This window comes from Streptomyces sp. NPDC002476 (genome assembly GCF_042889785.1).
GTDB lineage: Bacteria > Actinomycetota > Actinomycetes > Streptomycetales > Streptomycetaceae > Streptomyces.
Window position 1 is genome coordinate 78836 of record NZ_JBIARH010000008.1, and the last position, 23084, is coordinate 101919.

Sequence of the window (23084 nt, forward strand, 5' to 3'; positions counted from 1 at the left end):
CCTTCCGACCAGGCCGGAACGGGGCGGGCCCGCAGGCCAGGGGCATTGTTACGTTCTCATCATGTGGCCATGGACGGCTCATCATCCGTGGTGGCGAACGTGGGACGCATGAACTTCCTCATCAGGACGAACCCCCGATTCACCACTGCCCGGCTGCGCCTGGCCGCCTTCGTGGCCGTGCCCGTGCTCGCCCTCTCCGTCGCCTGCGGCGGCGGGGACGACAGCGCCGGCGGGATGAAGAAGGACAACACGATCGCCGACGTACCGGAAGCGCCGGCCACGAACGATGCGAGCACCGCGAAGGACGGGAAGAGCCAGGGCGGCCAGGCCGCGGGCAAGAGCGAGTTCTACGACGCCCAGATGAAGTACGTCCAGTGCATGCGCGCCAAGGGGGGCTACAAGGACTTCCCCGACCCCAAGCTCAGCGGGCACCTCGACTGGGACAAGGTCAACGAGATCGGCGCCCAGCCCGGCCGCAACGACGGCATCAAGGGCGGCAAGGAGGGCTCCTGTGTGGACGAGTTGCGGGCCGCCATGGCGGCCGAGCCCAAGCGCGACCAGCAGAAGGACTACGAGTCGATGCTCGCGCACGCCAAGTGCATGCGGGACAACGGCGTCTCCAGGTTCACCAATCCGACCATGAGCGGGGGCAACGCCCAGCCGGGCGGCGACCCCGACCCGGCGTCCCCGTCCATCGACTCGAACTCGCCGACGTACAAGAAGGCCCGCGAGGCGTGCGGGCCGAAGCTGCTCGACGGTCTGGACGGCATGCAGTGAAGCGCCGCACCCTCGCGATCACACTCGGCGCCGTGGTCGTCGCCGCTGTCGCCGGGGGCTTCCTGCTCCCTCTCGACGGCGGCGACGCGGGCGCCTCCGGCAAGGACGGCGACCTGCCACCGGCCACCGCGACCGTCGTACGCACCGACCTCGTGCAGTCCAAGACGGTCGACGGCAAGCTCGACTTCGCCCAGCGCCGCGTGGTCAAGTCCGCCGTCGAGGGCACCGTCACGGTGGCCGCCTCCGAAGGGAAGACACTGACCATCGGGCAGGCCCTGTACGAACTGAACGACAAGCCCGTCACCCTTCTCTACGGACCGGTCCCGATGTTCCGCGAGATGAAGGTGGGCGACCGGGGCAGCGACGTACTCGAACTGGAGCGCGGTCTGCGCGACTTGGGGTACGGGGCGAACCTGTACGTCGACACGCGGTACGACACGGACACCGAGGCCGCCGTCAAGCGGTGGCAGAAGTCCCTGAACCGTGACGCCACCGGCAGGGTCGGCCAGGGCGATGTCGTCTTCCAGCCCGGTCCGGTCAAGGTGGTCTCCGCCGACGCGGCGCTCGCCGACCAGGTGGGCCCGGACACGCCGGTCCTGACGGTCGCCTCCACCAAGCCCGTCGTACGGGCGCAACTCGACCAGACCGACGGCGCGCTCACCGCACGCGGGACCAGGGTCGAGGTCACCCTGCCGAGCGGGAAGACCGTGTCCGGCGACGTCGCCGGGACGGTACGCCCGGAGGACTCCGCCGCCGAGGGCGGTGCCGGCGCGCAGGAGGGCATCACCGTCGAGGTGGTCCTGGACGGCGGGGCGAAGGCTGCGTCCGGCGAGGACGCCACGGTGTCGGCGAGCGTGAAGTTCGTCAGCGAGGCGCGCAAGGGCGTCCTCGCGGTCCCCGTCGAGGCGGTCGTCGCGCTGCGGGGCGAGAACGGCGGCTACGGCCTCCAAGTCGTCCGGGGCACCACCTCGACGATGGTGCGGGTGGAGACGGGCATGACCGCCGACGGGCTGATCGAGGTCAGTGGCCCGGACGTGCGCGAGGGCATGAAGGTCGGAGTGGCGAAGTCATGACACGGGATCCGGTGATCGAACTGCGCGATGCCGGCAAGTCGTACCCCGGTGGCGTCCACGCGCTGCGCGGAGTGAACCTCATCGTCGGAGAAGGGGAAATGGTCGCCGTGGTCGGCCCGTCCGGCTCCGGCAAGTCCACGATGCTCAACATCATGGGCACGCTCGACAAGCCCACCACGGGCACCGTCCGGGTCGCCGGGTACGACGTGTCCGAGCTCTCCGACTCCCGGCTCTCCGCGCTGCGCGCCCGCCACATCGGCTTCGTGTTCCAGCACTTCCACCTTGCGGCGGGGCGCGACGCGGTGGACAACGTGGCCGACGGGCTGCTGTACGCGGGCGTACCGCTGAGCCGACGGCGTGCCCGTGCCCGGGAGGCGCTGGCCCAGGTGCGGCTGGACCACCGCCGCGCACACACGCCGAACGAGCTGTCGGGCGGCGAGAAGCAGCGCGTGGCCATCGCCCGCGCCCTGGTGGGAAACCCTCGGCTGCTGCTGGCGGACGAGCCGACCGGGGCGTTGGACACCGCGTCCGGCGAGATCGTCATGGAGTTGCTGCACGAGCTGAACGCGTCCGGCACCACCATCTGCGTGATCACCCACGACAACGAGATCGCGGACGCGCTGCCGCGCCGGGTCCGGTTCAGGGACGGCGAGATCGTCGCGGACTCGCGTGCCGGAATGCTGCGCGGCGCGGACTGCGGCACAGGACCCGCCTCGCGCTCCGGCGCAGGTCCCACCGCTCGCTCCGGCGCGGGACCCATCTCGTGCTCCGGCGCGGGACCCATCTCGTGCTCCGGCGCGGGATCCGGCCCAGGACCCGTCTCCCGTACGGAAGAAGAGGCCGACCGGTGAAGAACGACCTCAGACCGTCCCGCCTCCCCCTCCGCGACATCGTGCGCGTCGGCGCGTTCGGCCTTCGCGCGCGCCGTGCGCGTGTGGTGCTCTCGGCGCTCGGCATCGCCATCGGCATCGCGACGATGGTCGCGGTCGTCGGTCTGTCCGAGTCGAGCCGTGCGGACCTGATGGCCCGGCTCGACGGCCTCGGCACCAACCTCCTCACCGCCGAGGCGGGCAAGGACGCCATGGGACAGGTGGTAAAGCTCCCCAAGAGCGCGGTGGCGATGGTCGAGCGCGTCGGCCCGGTGCTGCACGCCACGGCCACAGCCGACATCGACGCCCGGATCCGCCGCAGCGACGTCGTCCCCGAGGAACGCACCGCCGGCGTCACCGCGCAGGCGGCCCGCCTCGACCTGCTGTCCACGCTCGGCGGTGAGGTGGACAAGGGCGCCTGGCTGGACCCGGCCGGTGAGCGCCTCCCGACGACGGTTCTCGGGGCGGTGGCGGCGGAGCGCCTCGGCATCACCCGCACCGGCGAGACGATCATGATGAACGACACCCGCGTGGTGGTCGTCGGCATCCTCAAGCCGCTCGAACTCGTGCCCACCCTGGACCGGGTGGCGATGGTCGGATTCCCCGCCGCCGAGCGCCACTTCGGTTTCGACGGCCACCCCACCACGATTTTCGAGCGCTCCACGGACGCCTCGGTGGAGGACGTGCGGGCGGTCCTGGCCCGCACCATCAGCCCCGGGGACGAGGCGGGCGTCAAGGTCTCGCGCCCCTCGGACGCGCTGGCCGCCAAGGCCGCCACCGACGAAGGACTGACGACCCTGATGCTCGGCCTGGGCGCGGTGGCCCTCCTGGTGGGAGGTGTGGGCGTGGCGAACACCATGGTCATCTCCGTCCTGGAGCGCCGCCAGGAGATCGGTCTGCGCCGTTCGCTGGGAGCGACACGCAGTGCGATCCGGCTCCAGTTCCTGGCGGAGTCGCTGCTGTTGTCGGCGCTGGGCGGCGTGACGGGCGCGCTGCTGGGAGCGGCGGCGACGTACGGCTTCGCGCGGGTCCAGGAGTGGACCGCGGTGGTCCCGCCCTGGTCCCTGGCGGGTGGCCTGGCCGCCACCCTCCTGATCGGCGTGGTCGCGGGCCTCTATCCCGCGATCCGCGCCTCCCGCCTCCACCCGACCGTGGCCCTGCACGCGACGTGAGGCAGCGGCGTACGGGGTGAGGGGGCGGTGTACGGGTGGCCCGGGTGGGACGGTGCGCCGTGCACGGCTCCCGGCGGGGCGTGGTGTACGGGGCACGTGGTGCTCCAGGGGCCAGGGGCTCTGGCCCAGGGACCCGGAGCCGGATGCGTCGACGGCGGCTCGTGCCGCGCCCCCGGTTCCCGTGCAGGTGAAGGTGAACTCGCGCTGTTCCGCGTACCGTTCAGGTGCGCGGCGTGGTCTGCGGCCGGATCACCCGGGGACGTCCCTTGGGCCGGGTCAGGCGCCGCGCCGGACGGGGCCGATGAGCGTGCCGGCGGCCACCTCCAGCGCTCCTTCGGCGACGGACGTGCCCGGGATCTCCCCGTCCGGAGCGCGGAGCGTGAACGATGCCTCGTCCGCGGCGCCGGTGCGGGCGTCGTTGGGAACCTGGATGTCGAACGGGGTGAGGAGCACCTGTCGGTGCCGACCACGGGGCGTGCGGACCGGGCGTCGCACGACAGACGGCAGTTCGACGCAGGGCCTGGACGTACCCGGCCACAACGCTCGTCGCAGTCGTTGGGGCAGGGCGGGATTCACCGACTCGGCTTGACCCTCACGTCGCGTGAGGCTGAAGAGTGGAGCGCATGAGCGACTACTACAACGCGTTCGAGATGAGTCCCGTGCCCGCCCCCGGCCCGGATGCGGTTCCGCCGGAGCCGTTCCGTGGCATCTACGGAATGCCCGCGTTCGTGACGATCCCCACGAGCGATGTGGCGGCGTCGGCGGACTTCTGGACCCGGGGGCTCGGGTTCTTCGAGCTGTTCAGCATCCCCGGCAGGCTGGTGCATCTGCGCCGGTGGGCGTTCCAGGACGTACTCCTCGTCACGGCGGCGAGCGTTCCGGAGCAGGCACCAGCGATGAGCTTCAGTTTCTCGTGCGTACTCAGCCAGATCGATCCCCTTGTCGAGGCCTGTCGTGCGGTGCGCCCGAACTCGGTCGACGGTCCGCGGGACACTCCCTGGAACACCCGCGACGTGGAGGTGATCACCCCCGAGAACGCACGGATCGTCATCACCGCGGCGAAGCCATTCGATCCGGCCAGTCAGGAAGCGCGGAACCTTGAAGCCATCGGGATCACCCCACCGGGCATCGGCCGCGGCGACAATGTGGAGCATGACTGACGCCACTGACACCGATGGCCTGACCGTCGGGCAGGTCTCGACGCGTCTGGGCGTGACAGTCCGCGCGCTGCACCACTGGGACGAGACAGGTCTGGCGCGACCGTCGCTGCGCTCGGCTGCCGGATACCGGCTCTACACCGTCGGTGATCTGGAACGCCTGCACCGCATCGTCGTCTACCGAGAGATCGGTCTCGGCCTGGACAGGATCAGGGCCGTCTTGGACGACTCGACCGCGGACGTGCCCGGCGCATTGCGCGCGCAGCGCACCCAGGTTGCCGAACGGATCGACCGCCTCCAGCAGCTCGGCGCCGGACTGGATCGGATGATCGACGCCCACGAGCGCGGCCTGCTGCTGACCGTCGAGCAGCAGACCGCGATCTTCGGCCCCCAGTGGAACCCGGACTGGCCCGCGCAAGCCCGTCAGCGCTACGGAGACACGACGCAATGGCGTCAGTACGCCGAGCGCTCGGCCTCTCGCGGTCCGGAGGAATGGCAGGCCGTCACCGACGCCATGGCCGACTTCGACCGCGCCCTCGGGGATGCGATGGACGCCGGCGTCACACCTGGAAGCCCGGAGGCGGATCAACTCGTCGAGTGGCACCGCGAAGTCTTCGCTTCGTACTTTCCCCTCACCAGGCAGATGCAGGTCTGTCTCGGCCGCATGTATGAGGCCGATCCGGCATTTGCCGCCCACTACGACGGCATCCGCGCCGGCCTTGCCACGTGGTTCCGTCGAATCATCGACGCCGGCGCGCGCGCCCACAGCATCGACCCCGATACCGCGACCTGGCAGTAGAGCGCGGGTCCGGAAGCCTGCATCCGCGCGGGCGTTCGGCCCGGACGGTGCTCCTTCCGGTAAACCTTGTCCGTCACCGAACGGGTGGCCGCCCGGGTGCGGGCCGCCGGGACCGATCCGGGAGCGCGCGCGGTCATCGAGGCGTTGCTGGCGGCGGCCCTGCCCGTCGACGAGGAGAGCCGTGTCTTCCACCACCTGTACACCTCGTACGCGGTCCTGGCCGTGACCGACGAAGCCCTCGCCGCCCAGCCGTTCATCAAGGACCCCGACACCGCCGAGGACACCGTGGCCGGTCTGCTCGGGCAGGCGGCGGAACAAGGGCGCCTGCGGCCCGGCGTGGACCCCCGTGCCGCGGCGGCCGGGCTGCTCGCCATGTCCGCCGGGCTCGGCACCGGAGTCCTCGTCGGCCAGCGCAGTGCGGAGTCGGCCGCCGGGGTGCTCGCCCACCACCTGGACCAGATCTTCCTGCCCGGGCCCGCCGAAGCCTCCTGAGGAGCCGACCGTGCCCCGGCCCCGGAGCGCGCCCGAATCGGTCGATGCCGTGCCGTTGAACGTGCGCCGTCGGGACGAGGGGGCTGCTGGCAGCCTGGCGGCCTGGCAACGTACGCCGTGTGCATCGAGGAGGAGCGGGTGCTGCTCGCCCGTCATGTACCACCGGAGGGTGAGAGCGAGCACGATCGGCCCGGGCGCCGAGCCGAATGCCGCTCCGGGCGGATGCCGGGGCCGACTCGCGGTGTCGGTCCGATGTCGGTCAACACCAAGACGATCGGCCTGGACGACCTCGTCGTCGACGGTTCCGAGACCCTGATCCACCACAACGAGACGGCCGTCAAGATCCTGGTGGACCCCAGCCTCTGACCGGCCGTCGGACCGGCTACCGGGTTACCGGGCTCGTCCGTCACCGCGTCACCGCCTGCGGCGAGCGTCGTCGCCGCAGGCGGAACAGGTTCTTCAACAGCACCGGGATGCCGTCGACCCGAGAACACCGGACTGCGAGAACACCGGACTGCGAGCACCGGATCGCGAGCACCGGAATCACGCGGGTCCGGTGTCGCGCGGAAGCAGCAGGGCCGAGTTCGCGTGGAGCGTGATGCGCACCGGTGCGAAGACGGTGGCGTCCACCGACGACTCGCCGTCGTCGGCGTGCGCGCACTCGCGTCAGCGCGAGGGCTCGATTCCCCAGGCGGCGGCTCGGGCGGCGGCGGCCGCGCGGTTGGGGAGGCCGAGCTTGGCGAGGATGTGCTCGATGTGGGTCCCCACGGTCCGCGGCGTGACGTACAGCCGCTCGGCGATCTCCCGGTTGGTGCGGCCGACGGTCAGTTCGGCCAGCACCTGGAGCTCCCGCGGCGAGAGTCCGCCGGGCCGCCGTGCGTTCGGGTGTCGCGTGTCCGGGTGTCGCGGGTCCGCCTCGGGGGCGAACGCGGTGACCTCCTCGGGCGGCAGGCCCGCGCGGGGGTCGACGGCCGCGGTGAGGGCCTCGGTGAGCAGGGTGATCACGGCGCGGGCCGGATCGGGCGTGTGCCGCGGCCGGCGGGTGCTGACGTTCAGCATGCCGACGTACCGGCCGTCGGCGGCGAACAGGCACTGGGCCACGCCGTCCTCGATGCCGAGGGGACACAGCACCTCCCGGAAGCCCGGGGACGTCGCCAGAAGTTGCCGGGGCACGTCCCTGAGCCAGAGACCGCCCCGGGCCGGGCTGCGGAGCACGGGGAACACCGGGTCGTGGTGGAGACGGGTCTCGATGTAGGCCGTGGCGTCGTCCGGGTAGCTCCCGGCCAGGGTGGTGTGGCGCCGCCGCAGTGGATCCCACCGGGCGAGGGAGGCGTGATCGTACTCCATCACCTCCGACAGCGCCGCCAGGACCGTGCCGACGCCGGTCGCGCCGCTCCTGGCGGCCTCACGGACCTGCACCGCCGCGTCCAGGACGTCCGCCGTGCTCCGCTCCGCTGCCATCCTCCAAGGATGATCAAGCGCCCGGAATACGTCAATCGCGAAGGGTGTCGTGCACGACCTGCCCGTCCACGACGGTGAGGACGACGGGCATCTCCGGGATGTCGTGGGGGTCGGCGGTGAGCAGGTCCCCGTCGAGCACGCAGAAGTCGGCGACCTTGCCCGGCTCCAGGGAGCCCTTCCAGTCGTCGGCGAAGTCCTGCCAGGCCGCGTCGATCGTGTACGTACGGATCGCCTCGGCCAGGGCGATGCGCTGCTCGGGGCCGCTGACCCGGCCCGCGGCCTTGGACTCGCGCAGCACCATGGTGGCGACGCCCTGGCGCCAGTCCGGGTACGTGACGGGGGCGTCGGACCCGCTCGCGACCCGCACCCCGGCGTCGATGGCATCGCGGTAGGGCCATGCGTACGCGGCCCGTTCCGTGCCGACGAACTCCTCCTCCATGTCGGCGACCGTCCACTTGATGGTGGGGTTCATGTTGACGCCGAAGCCGTGCGCGGCCAGTACCTTCATGCTGTGTGCGGTGAGGAAGTCGCCGTGGATGACGTAGTGGCGGGCGTCGGGCCGCGGGTGCTCGGCCATGACCGCGGCGAAGGCGTCCGCGACGGTGTCTATCGCCCGGTCACCGGTGACGTGGACCCCCAACTGGTGCCCGGCGGCGTGGGCATGCCGGATCATGGTGCCGATCTCGGCGATCCGTTCGCCGTCGGTCTCGCCGCCGACGCACAGGGAGCCGCAGCCACCGCCGACGTATGGTTCGTGCATCCAGGCCGTCTTGTTGGGGACGATGCCGTCGGCGAAGACCTTGACCCCGTGGGTCGCGAGGCGGCGCGGATCGGCGTCACCGGACTCGCCGAGAGCGGTGAGCGCGCGGGCGAACTCCTCGGCGGTGCTCGCCATTCCGGTGGGCAGGAGCAGAACGCCGACACGGGCCGTCAGTTCGCCGTCGGCCAGCAGCCGGCGGTAGACGTCGAGGGTCTCCGTGCCGAGCGCGCCCCGCATGATGCCGTCGCCGCCGGGGCCGAGCCCGGGCTCGGTGAAGCTGGTCACGCCGAGCCGGGCCAGCGTGGCGAGGGCCGACCGGATCGCGTCGGTCCGCTCCTGCCGGCTGAGCGGCGGCAATGCGTTCTGGACGAGGGCCTGCGCCCCCTCGTGGAGCAGCCCGGTCGGCTCCCCGGACTCGTCCACGACGATCGCCCCGCCGGGCGGTGCGACGGTGTGCCGGTCGATCCCGATGAGCTCCAGCGCCTTGGAGTTGACCCAGGTGGCGTGCCCGGAGAAGGAGTACAGGACGACCGGGTGGCCCGGGCTCACGGCGTCGAGGTCGTGCCGTGAGGGCAGCCGCGACGGATCGGCGACGTACTCGTCGAGGTACCCGGTGTCCCAGCCGTGCCCCGTGATCCACTGCCCGCCCAAAACCCGCCCGACGGCCTCCCGCACCGCCCCGGCCACGTCCGCGAGGGAGGACACGGCGGGATGGCCGAGGTCGAGCGAGAGCGGAGGCGTCGCCATGCCGAAGGCGCACGCGTGCAGATGGGAATCGTTGATGCCGGGAAGCAGCGTCGCCCCCCGGAGGTCGACGACGCGGGTGCCGGGTCCGACGAGCGGCGCGACGTCGTCCCGCCCACCGACGGCGGTGATGATCCCACCGGTCACGGCCAGCGCCGAGGCGACGGAGAACTCCGCATCGACGGTGACCACCCGCCCGCCGAGAAACACCAGATCCGCATACGTGCCCACAGAAGGTCCTTTCGAAGAACGGGCGCACCACGGCCGCCCGCGAACGGTCTCCCGAGGACTATGACCGCGCGCCCGCCCCCGCACATCGGTCATCCCACCGATACGCGCTCTTGCGGGGCGTGGGGTGGCGTCGGCCTCGCGGTGGTGCGGGCCGTTGCGAACGCGGTCGGCTCATTGCGTCGGGCCAGAGCGTGGCGGACGATCTGGTCGTTCCGGGTGTTGGTCAGGTGGTCGGGGCTGGCCTGAGACTGCAACCGTTGGACGGCTGGCGTCGATGTAGAAACCTGGGGCCTCGCCAGCCCCGCGACAAAGCCCGCCAAGGGCTGATGACTTGAGGTACTCGTGATTCGCCGACGGACGGGCAAGACACTTGAGTGCCAGTCATCGCAGTCTCGGGCCTGCTGAGGAGCGTGGCCTGATTTGGATGGAGGAGGCGCAGCAACCCTTTAATTGAACGGATGCCCGGTGGTATGTCTTGCCTGGCTATCCCGCGCTGATCTCTGCGGGAGGCTGAACTGGGGGATACGTGCTGGAAGAGGGAGACGCGGAGGCGGGCGGCGACGATTCGCCCAAGCTGAGGCTGTCGGGTGCCGGGTTGCACTTTCCGTCCTTACCGAGCCCTAAGAAGATGGTCTTTGCCTACGACCCCCATGAGTTCGAATCGTTCGTAGAAGAGTGGGTGCCCGCGCTGGAAACGCGCTACGTGCGTGTGGAGCGGCATGGTGGTGCCGGCGACCACGGTGTCGATGTGGCCGCCTACCTGACGCCGCAGGCGATGGAGGGGGAGTGGCACAGCTACCAGTGCAAGCATTACGGGGACGCACTGACCTGGTCAAAGGCCGCACCGGAGATCAGGAAGCTGTTCAAAGCGGTCGTTCAAGGGCACTACACCCTTCCGAGCCGGTACATCTTCGCCGCGCCAATCATCGGGCGCAGCCTGGTGAGACAGTTCGCCAAGCCGTCTGACACGCGAGCAAAGTTCCTCAGCGAACTCATCTCCACCAGGGACCCCGTCATTGCCTCGCTCGGGCCGGACGAGCGTGCGGCGGTCACCGACCTCGCACAGAGCACGGACTTCTCCATGTTTGAGCCGGTCGACATGGACGAGATGCTCGACCTGCACCGCACCACCCGCCACTGGGCCGATCGGTTCGGGCAGCCACTGCCACCTCGCCCACAGATCATGAGCCCGCCAGCCAAACACACGCCTATCGAGGCCCGGTACGTTCAGAAACTCCTCGACGCTTATCGTGAGGAGTGGGGCGACAAGGCCGACACCCTGGACCGCGTCGCCGAACACTCGGACGCGCGCGAACACCTGAACCGTCAGCGCGTGGCGTTCTACAGCGCGGAGTCCCTGCGTCTGTTCGCCCGGGACGCGACACCCGAGGGCCACTTCCAAGCAGTGCTCGACGACGTCCACACCATCGTCGTCGAGGTGGCCGATGGACGGCACCCCAACGGGCTCGAACGTCTCAGAGCTGTCCTCACTGCGGCAGGCCAGGTGGCACTCACCGAGACGATCCTCGCCAAACAAGTGAGACCTCTGGACCGCAAAGGGGTATGTCATCACCTGGCGAACGAGGACCGGCTCACTTGGTGCCAGGGAGGTAAGGCATGAACCCGCTCAACAGCCCGCTTGAGGTCGGAGTGCGCGCCTTGGCCCTGCTCGCGGAGAGCCATCCCGAACCGATGGATCTGTCCCAGCTCGTCATGCTCGACTACGCGCTCCTGCACAGTGCGGAGTTCGATGGCCCGCCAAGTCTGCACCCCGACTTGCCCGCGCGTGCCGGGGAGCTCGGCATGAAACGTCGCGTTCTGGAACAGGGGTTGCTCGTTCTGATCCGTGCCGGACTGGCCGGGATCGAGGCCCACCACGACGGTCTGATGTACCGGGCAACCGAACGCGGACCCGCGTTCATGGACATCCTCGAAACACCCTACGCAGACCGCTTGCGCAATCGCGCCGAATGGGCGGTAAACAAATACGCCCCTCGCATCGACACGGACACAGCCACACACGACCTGATCAGCCGTCCCGCCCATACACCCCTGCCGCCCGAGGCCCACCGTGACTGACCTCCGACTGCTCCACCTCACCTACGCCGGATCAGGAAAGCCCCTTGCACAAGTCGTCTTCGACGAGCGCGTGACGGTTATCTACGGGGCCTCTGACACCGGGAAGTCCTTCATCGTCGATTCCATCGAGTACATGCTCGGCGGCGGAAACCTGACCCTTATCCCGGAAGCCGAGGGATACAGCCAGATCCTCCTTGGTCTACGCATGCCGGACGGCAACCCCGTCACCCTGGTCCGTCGGCCCGGCAGCAGCGCCGTACAGGCCCACTTTGCCGACCTGAGAGAGCTCGTGACCCGCCCCGCTGACCGGGAACTGACCGCAGCGCACACCGCACGCAGTACCCGCAGTCTGTCGATGTTCCTCTTGGGCGAGCTCGACCTGGGCGGCGTACGGATTCGCAAGAATGAGGTCGGTGGCACCCGCGACCTGACCCTTCCCGATCTCGCCCACCTGTCGGTCATCACCGAAACCCGCATGGTCGACCCTCTCTCACCGGTCTTACGGTCGAATGCCAACTCCACCAAAACCCCGGCGATTTCGGTGATGAGGTTCCTCCTCACCGGCGAGGGCGAGCCCGCCGTCGACACCGGCCTGAACCAGGGACAGCGCCGAGTCAACAAAGGACAGATCACCCTCCTGGACCAGATCGTTCTCGACCTCACCGCCAAGCTCACCACCCAGGAGAACGAGGCCCAGCTGCGCCAGCGGCTGACGCGGATCCAGACCACCGTCGACACCCAGTCCCACTCCCTGCGCGTGATCGCGGACCGTCACCTCACAGCGGTGACCAGCCGCATGCAGTCATCCCAGGAACTTGCCGCACTGGACAGCCGCTTGACCGAGGTCATCGACCTCCTCAGCCGGTTCCGGCTCCTCGAAGAGCAATACCGCTCCGACCTGGAGCGCCTTGAAACGGTGAGCGAGGTCGGCAGCCTCCTCGGGTTCTTCCGAGTCGGAACCTGCGTCTTCTGCGGGGCCGAACCCGCGCACCAGCACCCCAGTCACAGTGCCGAGGAAACCACCCAGCTGCACCAGGCTGTCCAGGCCGAGCAGGACAAGACCGCCAGCCTGCTCACCGATCTGCTGCCCACCATCGCCGACCTGAACGATGAGATGGAGTCACTGCGTCGGCGCAGAGAGTCGCTGTTGCTCCGAACAGCCTGCATTGATGCAGAGATCGAGGAAGCCGAAAGGCAACTCGCCCCGCTGCGAGCGCACATGGACGACCTGCTGACCGCCCGGTCCGCCCTGGAGCGAGAGCTGGAACTGCATACCCGCATCGGTGAACTGGAGCACCGCCGCTCAAAGCTCGACGGGGAGGGCGCGGTCGTGACCAGCCGCCCGGCTGAGCACATCCCCACGCGCCTCCTGAACGCCTTCGACACGGTTCTCAGGAAGACCCTCGAAGCGTGGAAGGTACCCGCAGTCGACTTCGCTGAGTACGACCAGTACACCGCCGACATCCGTGCGGGAAGCCGACCCCGTGCCGGACGTGGCAAGGGCGTCCGATCGGTTCTGCACTCGGCCTTCACCACCGCTCTCGCCCGATACTGCATCGAGCGAAACCGTCCCCACCCCGGATTCGTCGTATTGGACTCGCCAGTCGTCACCTATCGGGAGCCTGTGGGTGAGGATGTCGACATCACCGGTCACGTCGTGGATCACTTCTATCGCGATATGGCTACTTTCCCTGGCCAGGCGATCATCATCGAGAACGGTGACCCGCCGGCCGATGTCCTGTCATCGGCCGCCTCCTTCCGCTTCACCGGGTCGGCAGACGGTAGGCGTGGCTTCTTTCCCGTCGCCACGCCCAAGTCCAACAGCTCTTACTGAGCAACTGAGAATCGGGTCCCGGGTGTTCCGTATCTCGCCCGGCGCTCCGGGCACTCCGCGCGGCCGGTCATGTCTTGAAGAGGTGCAGCGGAGCGCGCACGACGGCCAGGGCCATGGCGAACGCGGTCAGCGAGGCCGTGCGTCAGGACGGGAAGGACGCCTACTTCGGCATGGCCACGTGTCCAGACCTGCCTGCTGGCATCACACCGGCTCAACAGGGTCCGGGATGCCGACCGGACGTCCCGTCGGCCGTGGTGAAACGAACCTCGCCCCTCCCGCGCGCCCGTCGCTCACGTGCACGTGCGAGATCGGAGAACGTCGGTCGGGACAGCGGCACGATCCCTTGAGACGAGGAAGGCCGGGGCCCGTCCGTGGCCGCGACGATCGGGGCCAAGGAGGTCAACGAGGCGAGCGCAGGCCCGTGATGACCATGTGGATCAGCAGGTCGTAGCTCTCGTCCAGTTTCTCGGGGAGCCCGAACGCGCCTTCGCTCTCCAGGGTCGCGAAGCCGTGGACGACGGCGCGCAGGCATCGGGCCGCGTGGATCGCAGCGGAGTCCTCCATGCCATAGGCCCGCAGGGTGGCCAGCACGATCTTGATCAGTCGTGCGCCGGCCTCGGCCGTCCGTGGCTCGGGGCTCTGGACGAGTGCCGCGTACCGGTGCGGGTGCGCCGACGCGTAGTCGCGCCAGGCCGACATGAGTGCGCGGATCGCCTCGTCGGCGGAGCGTCCGAGCACGGCTTCGCCGACCTGGTCGGCGATCTCGTTGATGATGCGTGCCGACAGGAGGTCACGCAGCTCGGCGAGGTTGCGTACGTGTTTGTAGAGAGACGGGGTGGCCACACCCGCCCGGCCTGCGACCGCCGACAGGGTCAGGGCCGTGGGAGAGCCCTCGTCGATGATCCGTAGTGCGACATCGACCACCGCGTCCGCGGAGAGTGCGGCCCTAGCCACGAGCGCCGACCTTGAGGAAGGCCAGGATGGCCGCAGTGACTTCGGCGGGGAACTGGACGTGGGCGTAGTGGCCCGCCCCCTCGATCATTTCGAGGCGGCCGAGTCCCGCGGGCATCCCCGCCACGACGCCCTCGCCCTCGGCCCGGGGGTCGGCCCAGTCGGGGTCGAGCGTGCCACCGATGACCAGAGCGGGGCACTGGATGTCGGCGAGCACCGCACCCGCGTCCGTGGGTGCGGACATCCCCATCCTGCTGACGACCGCCATCCGGCCCGGCCTGCGCAGGTCGGCGTCGAGCGCGGCGACATGGTCGGCGACGCCGGCGGGCCGGAGGCCCGGGTAGGCATGGTCGAGGTAGCGCTTCCACAGCCCGACGCTGCGCAGGAGCCCGGTACCCATGAGCAGCGCCATGCCCTTGCGGTAGCGGGCGTGGGACACCAGAGCACCCACATCGATTTTCTGCGCGCGGGTGAACGGGCTGATCTCGACGATGGCGCTGACCAGTTCGGGCTCCCGCGCCGCCGCGATGGTGGCGGCGCCACCGGCGAACGAGTGGCCCACGATGACGGCGGGTCCGCCCAGGTGCCGGACGAGAGCGAGCAGGTCGGCCGCCACATCCGTGCGGGTGTAGGAGGTCCAGCCGGTGCTGGACTCGCCGTGCCCGCGCAGGTCGGTGCCGGCGACGCGGAATCCGGCGTCGGCGAGACGCGCGGCCACCTCGCGGTAGGCCGCCCTGTTGTCACCCATGCCATGGGCGAGCACGATCAGCGGGCCCTCGCCCGTCACGTCGTACGCGAGCTGTCCGCCGCCGGTCTTCAGGAATTCAGTCATGCCGTCCTCCACAGGAGCTAATGCGTATAACCAAAAAGCTAATGTCATTAGCCAGTCCTGTCAAACCTCGATCCTGTGCCTGCGGGGAGCCGCCTCCTGGCGGGCGGGCCGGCCCAGGTGTCCTGGCAGCTGGTCAGAGCCCGGGCCGGGCAGGGGCTGGGGCCACACCGGCTGTTCGGCGCCGCGCTCATCCGCCGGGCGGTTCGCGGCTTCCTGGGGCCGCCCCGGCGGCATCCGGTGCCCGCCGGGGCGGCTCGGGGAGCGGAAGGAACGTGGTTCGGGGCGTTCGCCGCGGTCAGGGGGCCAGACGGTAGGCGCGCAGGAGGGTCTGTTCCACGGTGCCGCCGTCGGCGTCGCGCGCCGTGGCCCTCAGGGAGACGAAGGAACCGGAGCCCGGGGTGATGGTGACGCGGTGACCGGTGGCGCCGTCCGAGCTGACCGGGGCGTCCTGCCACGTCACGCCGTCGTCGAAGGAGACCTGCACGGTGAGGCGCTTGGTCCTGGGCGCCGCGGCGCCGGCCTGCCGTTCCACCCGCGCGGTCAGCGTGTGCTTGGCACGGGCGGCCTGGTTGGTGGCGTCGACGGGGGCGATGAAACGTACGACGTCCAGCGGCAGCGCTTCGGTGCGCACCGCACCGCCGGGGCCGGGTGCGACCGCCGCGGAGCGGAAGGTCCACATCGTCTTCACCGTCGTCGACAGCGATGCCCACGGCTCCTTGCGGGTGGCGCGGGCGGTCAGCCGGTAGGTGGCCGCGTCCTGGGGGACGGCGAAGGTGGCCCTGGGGGAGTCGCTGGAGCCGAGCCTCTGCCCGTCCTTCGTCAGGGTGATGTCCACGGTGTCCTCCAGCCAGTCGGGCATCGGGCCGCCGTAGTGCCCGGGGGCCGCGTCGCTGAACAGCTGAGGCTCCGCGCCGATGGTGCCGTCACTGGCGCGGCCGATCGACGGCGCGCCGTTCTTGACGGGAGCCAGGCCGGGGCCGATGACGGCGGCGTTCCACCGGTCGACGCAGGTGCTGCCGGCCGTGCACGAGACGGTGCCGATCTGCGTGACGGGCAGTGGCAGGTACTTGCCGCCCTCGCCGGCCTGTTGGCTGAAGTACGTCTCGCGCCGCTGGTCGCGCACGGTCATGTACTCGGTGCGTGCCGCGGGCAGCGCGAAGTCCGGTTCGACGATGCTCATCCCGCCCAGACCGGACTCGGTGGGCCAGCTGGACGTGCTGCCGGCGGTACCGGGACCCTGCGCGTAGTAGTCGTTCCTGACGGCGGCCAGATCCTCGCGGGCGAGGCGGAACGCCGGGTCGGGGAGCGAACCCGTGGTGAGCAGCAGCAGGTCGTAACGGTCGGGCAGACGTCCCTTCGGGGCCTGTGCGCCGTGCTGGATGCTGCGGACGTAGAAGCCGAGCGTGCCGCCGGAAACCCGTTCGCCCGGTATGACGTAGAGCCGTCCGGGCCTGCCGAGCAGGGCGCTCTGGTCCGCGCACGTGCTGTCCCCGGGCACGCGGTAGCAGTATCCGGCCGACAGCGAGTAGGGCTGTGCGCCGGGGTCCGGGACGGCGACGGTGATCGGCTTGCCCTGCCGGGCGTCCACCGTGAACGCGGCGTCGCCGCGTACGTCCAGCTCGGGCCGGAGGAACAAGGTCGACGTCGGTGCGGCTTCCCCGGTTCCGGGGGTGACCAGGGTGCCGCCGAGGTTGTAGCGGCCCTCCGGCACGCGGGCGGTGGCCGTGCCGCCGTCGAAGGTGAGGCCGAACGTCCGGCCGTCGGCGAGGTTCGTCAACTGTACGGAGGAGAAGCCATGTTCGCGTGAGCCCGGGCCGAGGGGCGCGCCGTCGCGGTCGACGGCCTTCACCGTGACCTGGCGGTGGACGGCCTCCTTGGTGACCGCGAAGGCCGGTCCGGTCACGACGGTGTCACCCCCGGCGGCCGCGGTCAGCCGTCCGCTGAAGGAGGTTCCGGCCGCCGTGGCGCCCGGGTCGATGGTGACCGTGGTCCGGGCGGTGCCTCCGGCGGGCACGGTCAGAACGGCCGGCGACACGGTGAACAGGCCCTTCGGCCCCGGCTCGTCGGCCCGGCCGGTGGTGGCGGCGGCCACCGTGAGGGAGACCTCCGCCGTGCCGGTGTTGTGGTACGTGACGGTTCGGGTGACCGGTTCGGTGGCCTCGGGGTCGGTGAAGTACACGCCGGTGTCCTCGGCCGTGGCGAACACGCTCTGGGCGGTGGCCCGCGCCACGTCCAGGCGTCCGGCCCCCTGCTCGTACGCGCCCTGCCCGGCGATCGGCTTCGCCGAGGAGGTCAGTGCGGCCTTGAGCTGCGGTCCCTTCCAGTCCGGGTGGGCCTGGGCGAGCAGCGCGGCGGCACCGGCGACATGCGGCGCGGCCATCGAGGTGCCCGACAGGGCGGTGTAGTGGTCGTCGACCGGGTTGTCGCCGTCGGTGCCTGCCGCGCGGGCCGCCACGATGCCGATGCCCGGCGCCGTCAGATCGGGCTTGACCGCGTGATCGCCCAGGCGCGGTCCCCGGCTCGACAGGTCGGCGAGCGCGTCGTCGCGTTCGACGGCGCCCACGGTCAGCGCGGCGTCGGCCGTACCGGGCGTGCCGACCGTGCCGGGGCGTCCGCGGTTGCCGGCCGCCGCGACGAACAGCGTGCCGTGGTCGGCGGAGAGCTTGTCGACGGCCTGCGAGAGGGGGTCGGTCCCGTCGGTGGCGGCGCCGGACAGACTGATGTTGACGATGGGCGCCCGTGCCGCGGCCCACTCCATGCCCTGGAGGACCCACGACTCCTGCCCGCCGCCGTTGTCGTCCAGCACCTTGCCGACCAGCAGTTCGGCGTCGGGGGCCATGCCCCGGTAGCGGCCGTCGGACGCGGTGCCGTCCCCGGCGACCGTGGAGGCCACGTGCGTGCCGTGACCGTCGGCGTCGCCGACGGCGCTGTCGCCCTTCGTGAAGTCCGCCGACTCGGCGATCGAGCCGGAGAAGTCGGGGTGCGTCGCGTCGATGCCGGTGTCCAGCACCGCGACCTTCACGCCCTTTCCGGTCCAGCCGGACTTCCACGCCTGCACCGCACCGACCTGGGCCGTGCTGCGATCCAGGGCGGCGCCGACCTTGCCGTCGAGCCACACCTTGGCCACGCCCGGGGCGAGGGCGGCCGCCGACCGGTGCTTCGACGCGGCGGGTCCCCACTCTTCCCAGAGCTGCGACACCCGCTTCTTGTCGGCCCGCAGCGCGGTGCCGTGCACGCTCGCCAGGGCGCGTACGGCCGCTGCCCCGGCCGGTGGCCGCGGGGCCGCCTTCCCGGCGACCGCCTCGTCGTACGTGACGATCAGCGGCAACTGGGGGCTGTGGGCGTCGTCGTACCCCTGGGCCACAAGTCCCGTGATGTCGAACAGCCGCGGGTCCAGGAATCCGGCGCGCAGCGGCGCCACCGCGTCCTGCGGTACCAGCGACACCGAACCCCCGGCGCCCCGCTGGGTGAACGTCATGTCCTCGCGCCCCGGGCCGGGCCGTACGGCGACCACGGACACCGTGCCGTCGGCGCCGACCCGGGCGGTCACCTCGTCGCCCGTGATGAGCGTCGTCCTCACCACGGCGCCCGCCCCGGACGCCGCGGCGGTGCGCGGCGGGGCCGCCCCGGCGGGCGGCACGGCGGCCGTGCCGATCAGCAGTGCGCCCAGCACGACGACGGCCGGCGGGCCTGCTGTACGTATGTCTCGCATACGCGTCCTCTCGATCGCGCGGCCCCGCGGGAGCGTCCGCCCGCATCGCACGGGCGGACGCTCCGGAGGCGGGCGCCGCCTTCTCCCATGTCTCGACAGGAACGACGGAGCGGACGGAGCACGGGGATGTCACGGAGCGTCAGAAAAAATAATCCGGAGAGATCTCACGGCCCGTGACATCCCCGGGCCCGGTCCGCTCCGTCGAAGGGGACAGAGACGAACGGAGGGCACGCATTGCGTACCGGTGACCTGGAGGAATTCCGCGGCTTCGCCCAGGAGCAGCTGGTGCACCTGCGCCGCACCGCTTACCTGATGTGCGGTGACTGGCACCATGCCGAGGACATCACGCAGACAGCACTGGCGAAGCTGTACTCGATGTGGGGACGACGGCGCCAGATACGGAACCTGGAGGCGTACGCCCATCGCGTACTGACCCGGGCCTGCGTCGACCACATGCGGCGGCGCTGGCGTCGTGAACAGCCCTCCTGCGTACTGCCCGACCGCGCCGAGCCCGGCACGGACCCGGCGCTGGGACTTCAGGTACGCGCCGCGCTGGCCGTCCTGCCGCCGCGGCAGCGGGCGGTGGTGGTGCTGCGCTACTGGGCCGATCTGGACATCGCCGCGACCGCCGCGGCCATGGGCTGCTCCGTCGGCACGGTCAAGAGCCACACCGCGCGGGCGCTGGACCGCCTGCGTTCCCTCCTGGGGGACGACGCGGACGCCGACACGTTCGGGGCGTTCGTTCCTCCAGCCGATTCCACCCGAAGGAAGGCCGCACTGCGATGAACAACCACGACGTCAAGAACCTTCTGGAGGCCGGACTCCATGACGAGCCGCCCCTGCAAACCAGCGTGGACGCGGTGGTCGCGGCCGGACGGCGCGGCCGTGCCCGCCGCCGCGGAGCACTGGCCGGAGCCGGTCTGACGGCAGGGGCGGCCGTGGCCGCCCTGGCCCTGGTCACGCCCGGCGCGGACCCGGGCACGCACCCGTCGGCCGCCGACCCGCTCGTCGGCCCGCTGGTGCCCGCCGCGGCCGACAGCGCGGCGCCGCGGAGCCTGCGGCCGGACGCCTTCGACTCGGGGACCGAGCACACGACCCGGTGGAGCAGCCGGCGGCTCGCCGACACCCTGGTCGGGCTGCTCCCGCCGGGGAAGGCGACCGTCGGGGAGGGAGACTTCCCCGGCCGGACCTACCGCGTGTGGTGGGACGGCGGCACCGGCCGCGTAGAGTTCGTCGGCGGAGCCGAATACACCGCCAAGGGCCCGAAGGTGCCGCTCTGCGCGAGCATCACGATGCCGAAGGTCGCACCGCGGCCCGGCGCACCGGCTCCACGCGACGCCGCCCCGAAGAGCGACTGCCAGGTGGTCGAACTCGCCGATGGCGCACGGGCGGAGGCCGTGACGCTGCGGTGGGCCGGGGACGGACGGGAGTCCTGGTACGTCCGGGTGCTCCGCAAGGACGGCCGGACGGTGACCCTTCAGCAATGGGCCGGCCGGACGGACACGAAGGGGGCGAGCGGTACGCGGTCACAGCCGCAGCTGGACACCACCGCGATGCTGAAGATCGCGAACGATCCCGCCTGGAAGTTCTGACCCGCGGCGGTCCCCGCCCCGGCCGCCCGACGCGGACCGGGGCGGGGCGGGACTCGCGGCCGGTGTCCGCTCGCCCCTCCGAGCACGGTCACCTCCGCGTCCCGGCCCACCTACGGCTAGGGCGTGTTTCGAAAGGAGCGTCGTCCGCCCGAAGGGCGGGGCCCGCACCGGACGCCGCGAGCCACCCGGCAAACCTTCCCGGTCACAGCACTAGGTTGAGCCGGGCGCGGCGCGACGTTCTCGGCGGTTGGCTGACGCGCGTGCATCCCGGACATCCCCGGTCGGCGGAACTGGCGAGGCGGTGACGCGTGATCGGACGACAGCCGGGGCACCTCGCCACGTCGTCGGAATGCCCGCGTGCGTCTCGTACACGGGCGCCCCTCCGTCCTGCGACGCACCACATCCGGCGCCGCGCGCCGATCCGTCACGGATCGGCTCTCAGGCCGTTCCCGACGACCGATCCTGTGGCGGGTCGGGGTGCGTCGACGGTTGCGGTGCGGGAGCGGGGGGCGCTGCCTCCGCCGGGTGTTCGAGGCCCGGGGCCGCCGCCGCGGCGTGCCGCAGGTCGAGTGTCGCCACGGCACCGTGCGGGGCGGCGTTCGCGAGGGTGAGCCGTGCGCCGATCACCTGCGCCTGGCCCAGGGCGATGGTCAGCCCCAACCCGTGGCCGTGGCCCCGCTCGGCCGATCCGGTACGGAAACGCCGCGGTCCCTGGTCGAGCAGGTCCTCGGGGAAGCCGGGGCCGTGGTCGCGCACGACGATCGTCGTGCCCACGACGGCGACCTCGACAGGGGGTTTCCCGTGCCGGTGGGCGTTGACGACCAGGTTGGTGATGATGCGGTCGAGTCTGCGGGGGTCCGTCCCGGCGACCGGCCGTCCGGTCACGGTGAGCCGTGTCTCCAGCCCCGTGCGCCGTACGGACTCCTCGGCCAGTTCGCCCAGGGGCACCGGCTGGGTGTCGGCGCGTTCCGTGCCCGTGTCGAGGCGGGAGATCTCCAGGAGGTCGTCCACCAGGGCGCGCAGCACCCGCACGCGGTCGCGGACGAGGTCGGTGGGCTCGCTCTCCGGCAGCAGGGAGGCGGAGGTGACCAGCCCTGCGATGGGGGTGCGCAGTTCGTGGGCGACATCGGCGGTGAAGCGCTGTTCGCTGTGCAACTGGTCCCGGAGCGCATCCGCCATGTGGTCGACGGCCGAGGCGATCTCGCCGATCTCGTCACGGGCCCGGTCGCTGGTGCGCGCGTCCAGATTCCCGTGGCGTATGCGGCGTGTGGTGTCCGTGACACGGCGCAGACGCCGCAGCGGCAGTTCGGCGGCGAGCAGGGTGAGGGGCACGACGACGGCGAGCGTGGCGATGGCCGCGTAGCGCATGTGCCGGTCGAGGGCCTGACGGCTCAGCTGATCGGTGAGCATGTCCGTCCGGACGGCGATCACGGTGCCGTCGATCCGCGTCGCCGCCCACATGGCGGCGCCATGTGCCGGTTTGGTGGTGTCGTACCAGGTGACGTGGCCGCTCCCGGAGCCGAGCCGGTCCAGGAGCTCGTCCGGAACCTGGTCGCCGGTCATGAATCCGGACGACTGCGACGCGGAGTGCCGGGGTGTTCCTTCGCTGCGGAACTCGGTCTCGGCCTCGGCGAGAGCGCGTTCGGCGCCGGCGCGGCCGACGCTCAGCGAGCGGGCCTCGGTGGAGCGGTGCACCAGAACCCCGATGCCCAGGGCCATCGCACAGGCGGCGGCGGCGACCGCGGCGGCGATCTTCCAGCGAAGGGATCTCGGATCGGCGAGGCGCCACAGGGAGCGGCGGGCCGGGGCGGTGGCGGGCGTCATGGCGGTCCTCAGCGGCGGAACCGGTAGCCGAAGCCGCGCACGGTGTCGATGTGGTCGGCTCCGATCTTCTTGCGCAGCCGCTGCACCGTCAGGTCGACGACCCGGCTGTCGCCGTCCCATCCGTAGTCCCAGACCTTGCGCAGCAGGGTCTGCCGTTGCAGGGCGATGCCGGGGGCGGCCACGAACTCCAGGAGGAGGCGCAGTTCCGTGGGGGTGAGTCCGAGGGGCTCGCCGTCCCTGCGGACTTCCAGCCCGCGCGTGTCGACGGTCAGGTTCCGGAAGGTGAGCAGGCCGCTGTCCGGGCCGGGCACGCCGCTGCCACCGGGGGCGGGAAGGCTGGCGCGGCGCAGCAGGGTGCGGATGCGGGCCACCAGCTCCGCGGTGTCGACGGGCTTGACGACGTAGTCGTCGGCGCCGGCCTCGAGGCCGCCGATCACGTCGAGCGCGTCGCTCCGGGCGGACATCATCAGGACGGGGGCCTGACTGGTCTCGCGGACCCGGTGGCACAGGCCGATCCCGTCGAGGTGCGGGAGCATGACGTCCAGCAGGAGCAGGTCATGCGTTCCCTCGCGGAACATCTCCAGGCCGGTCAGCCCGTCGGCGGCGGCCGAGGTCCGGTAGCCGTACCGTTCCAGGGCCAGCCCGACGGATCTGCGGATGGCCTCGTCGTCCTCGACGAGGAGGATGTGCACACTCACTGCGGGGTTGCCTTCCTGGTGGTCCGG

The 23084-nt window shown here is 71.1% G+C and carries 19 protein-coding genes and 1 pseudogene; 12 read left to right on the forward strand and 8 right to left on the reverse strand.

The features are described 5' to 3' along the window. Nucleotides 1–108: 108 nt before the first annotated feature. Genes ACFYXM_RS12370 through ACFYXM_RS12385 form a run of 4 tightly spaced genes read left to right on the forward strand, consistent with a single transcriptional unit; the run spans nucleotide 109 to nucleotide 3891 of the window. A complete protein-coding gene (locus ACFYXM_RS12370) occupies nucleotides 109–777 on the forward strand; it encodes a hypothetical protein (RefSeq protein WP_389289102.1) in 669 nt (222 codons plus the stop codon). Then, on the forward strand, nucleotides 774–1850 hold the full coding sequence (locus ACFYXM_RS12375) for a peptidoglycan-binding protein (RefSeq protein WP_389288955.1): 1077 nt from the start codon (nucleotides 774–776) through the stop codon (nucleotides 1848–1850). Before ACFYXM_RS12370 ends, ACFYXM_RS12375 begins: the two co-directional genes overlap by 4 nt. Then, a complete protein-coding gene (locus ACFYXM_RS12380; RefSeq protein WP_389288956.1) occupies nucleotides 1847–2701 on the forward strand; it encodes an ABC transporter ATP-binding protein in 855 nt (284 codons plus the stop codon). The genes ACFYXM_RS12375 and ACFYXM_RS12380 overlap by 4 nt, the downstream gene beginning before the upstream one ends. Continuing rightward, complete coding sequence (locus tag ACFYXM_RS12385) at nucleotides 2698–3891, forward strand: ABC transporter permease (RefSeq protein WP_389288957.1); 1194 nt, start codon at nucleotides 2698–2700, stop codon at nucleotides 3889–3891. The genes ACFYXM_RS12380 and ACFYXM_RS12385 overlap by 4 nt, the downstream gene beginning before the upstream one ends. Nucleotides 3892–4167: 276 nt before the next feature. Here the strand turns inward: ACFYXM_RS12385 and ACFYXM_RS12390 are convergent, their stop codons facing one another. Next, nucleotides 4168–4344 carry a hypothetical protein gene (locus tag ACFYXM_RS12390; protein ID WP_389288958.1) on the reverse strand — a complete coding sequence of 59 codons (177 nt, stop codon included), beginning with the start codon at nucleotides 4342–4344 and terminating at the stop codon, nucleotides 4168–4170. 170 nt (nucleotides 4345–4514) lie between these two features. Here ACFYXM_RS12390 and ACFYXM_RS12395 point away from each other — a divergent pair, with 170 nt between their 5' ends. From ACFYXM_RS12395 to ACFYXM_RS12405, 3 genes and pseudogenes are all read left to right on the forward strand, one after another. Continuing rightward, nucleotides 4515–5051, forward strand: coding sequence for a VOC family protein (locus ACFYXM_RS12395; RefSeq protein WP_389288959.1), 537 nt, complete (start codon nucleotides 4515–4517; stop codon nucleotides 5049–5051). Beyond that, entirely contained in the window at nucleotides 5044–5847 is an 804-nt protein-coding gene (locus ACFYXM_RS12400) for a MerR family transcriptional regulator (RefSeq protein ID WP_389288960.1), read from the forward strand. The genes ACFYXM_RS12395 and ACFYXM_RS12400 overlap by 8 nt, the downstream gene beginning before the upstream one ends. A gap of 78 nt (nucleotides 5848–5925) precedes the next feature. Continuing rightward, nucleotides 5926–6339: pseudogene (locus ACFYXM_RS12405) on the forward strand (TetR family transcriptional regulator C-terminal domain-containing protein); the annotation flags it as partial. A 666-nt stretch (nucleotides 6340–7005) separates the two neighbouring features. Here ACFYXM_RS12405 and ACFYXM_RS12410 read toward each other — a convergent pair. Continuing rightward, nucleotides 7006–7800 (reverse strand): LuxR C-terminal-related transcriptional regulator, encoded by a 795-nt coding sequence (locus tag ACFYXM_RS12410; protein WP_389288961.1) that lies wholly within the window; start codon nucleotides 7798–7800, stop codon nucleotides 7006–7008. Between the two features lie 31 nt (nucleotides 7801–7831). Beyond that, the gene (locus ACFYXM_RS12415) at nucleotides 7832–9535 is read right to left on the reverse strand and encodes an amidohydrolase (RefSeq protein ID WP_389288962.1); all 1704 of its coding nucleotides are present in this window, start codon (nucleotides 9533–9535) and stop codon (nucleotides 7832–7834) included. A gap of 526 nt (nucleotides 9536–10061) precedes the next feature. Between ACFYXM_RS12415 and ACFYXM_RS12420 the strand changes: the two genes are divergently transcribed. Genes ACFYXM_RS12420 through ACFYXM_RS12430 form a run of 3 tightly spaced genes read left to right on the forward strand, consistent with a single transcriptional unit; the run spans nucleotide 10062 to nucleotide 13448 of the window. Further along, nucleotides 10062–11156: an ABC-three component system protein gene (locus tag ACFYXM_RS12420; protein WP_389288963.1), complete on the forward strand. Its 1095-nt coding sequence runs from the start codon at nucleotides 10062–10064 to the stop codon at nucleotides 11154–11156. After that, nucleotides 11153–11614 (forward strand): ABC-three component system middle component 2, encoded by a 462-nt coding sequence (locus ACFYXM_RS12425; protein WP_389288964.1) that lies wholly within the window; start codon nucleotides 11153–11155, stop codon nucleotides 11612–11614. The genes ACFYXM_RS12420 and ACFYXM_RS12425 overlap by 4 nt, the downstream gene beginning before the upstream one ends. Then, a complete protein-coding gene (locus ACFYXM_RS12430; RefSeq protein ID WP_389288965.1) occupies nucleotides 11607–13448 on the forward strand; it encodes a hypothetical protein in 1842 nt (613 codons plus the stop codon). Before ACFYXM_RS12425 ends, ACFYXM_RS12430 begins: the two co-directional genes overlap by 8 nt. A 399-nt stretch (nucleotides 13449–13847) precedes the next feature. On the opposite strand, the gene ACFYXM_RS12435 is transcribed toward ACFYXM_RS12430, so the two are convergent. The 3 genes from ACFYXM_RS12435 to ACFYXM_RS12445 all read right to left on the reverse strand — a co-directional run bounded on the left by ACFYXM_RS12435 (nucleotide 13848) and on the right by ACFYXM_RS12445 (nucleotide 18943). Further along, nucleotides 13848–14402, reverse strand: a complete 555-nt coding sequence (locus tag ACFYXM_RS12435) for a WHG domain-containing protein (RefSeq protein ID WP_362623715.1) — start codon at nucleotides 14400–14402, stop codon at nucleotides 13848–13850. Beyond that, complete coding sequence (locus ACFYXM_RS12440) at nucleotides 14395–15231, reverse strand: alpha/beta fold hydrolase (RefSeq protein WP_389288966.1); 837 nt, start codon at nucleotides 15229–15231, stop codon at nucleotides 14395–14397. Before ACFYXM_RS12440 ends, ACFYXM_RS12435 begins: the two co-directional genes overlap by 8 nt. 295 nt (nucleotides 15232–15526) lie before the next feature. Beyond that, on the reverse strand, nucleotides 15527–18943 hold the full coding sequence (locus ACFYXM_RS12445) for a S8 family serine peptidase (protein WP_389288967.1): 3417 nt from the start codon (nucleotides 18941–18943) through the stop codon (nucleotides 15527–15529). 234 nt (nucleotides 18944–19177) lie between these two features. On the opposite strand from ACFYXM_RS12445, the gene ACFYXM_RS12450 reads away from it, so the two are divergent. Then, complete coding sequence (locus tag ACFYXM_RS12450) at nucleotides 19178–19729, forward strand: SigE family RNA polymerase sigma factor (protein ID WP_389288968.1); 552 nt, start codon at nucleotides 19178–19180, stop codon at nucleotides 19727–19729. Next, nucleotides 19726–20535, forward strand: a complete 810-nt coding sequence (locus ACFYXM_RS12455; protein ID WP_389288969.1) for a hypothetical protein — start codon at nucleotides 19726–19728, stop codon at nucleotides 20533–20535. Before ACFYXM_RS12450 ends, ACFYXM_RS12455 begins: the two co-directional genes overlap by 4 nt. A gap of 438 nt (nucleotides 20536–20973) precedes the next feature. Here ACFYXM_RS12455 and ACFYXM_RS12460 read toward each other — a convergent pair whose 3' ends face one another. Both ACFYXM_RS12460 and cseB read right to left on the reverse strand, forming a co-directional pair. After that, a complete protein-coding gene (locus ACFYXM_RS12460) occupies nucleotides 20974–22359 on the reverse strand; it encodes a sensor histidine kinase (protein WP_389288970.1) in 1386 nt (461 codons plus the stop codon). Nucleotides 22360–22367: 8 nt separating this feature from the next. After that, nucleotides 22368–23057 carry a two-component system response regulator CseB gene (gene cseB / locus ACFYXM_RS12465; RefSeq protein ID WP_389288971.1) on the reverse strand — a complete coding sequence of 230 codons (690 nt, stop codon included), beginning with the start codon at nucleotides 23055–23057 and terminating at the stop codon, nucleotides 22368–22370. Nucleotides 23058–23084: the final 27 nt, after the last annotated feature.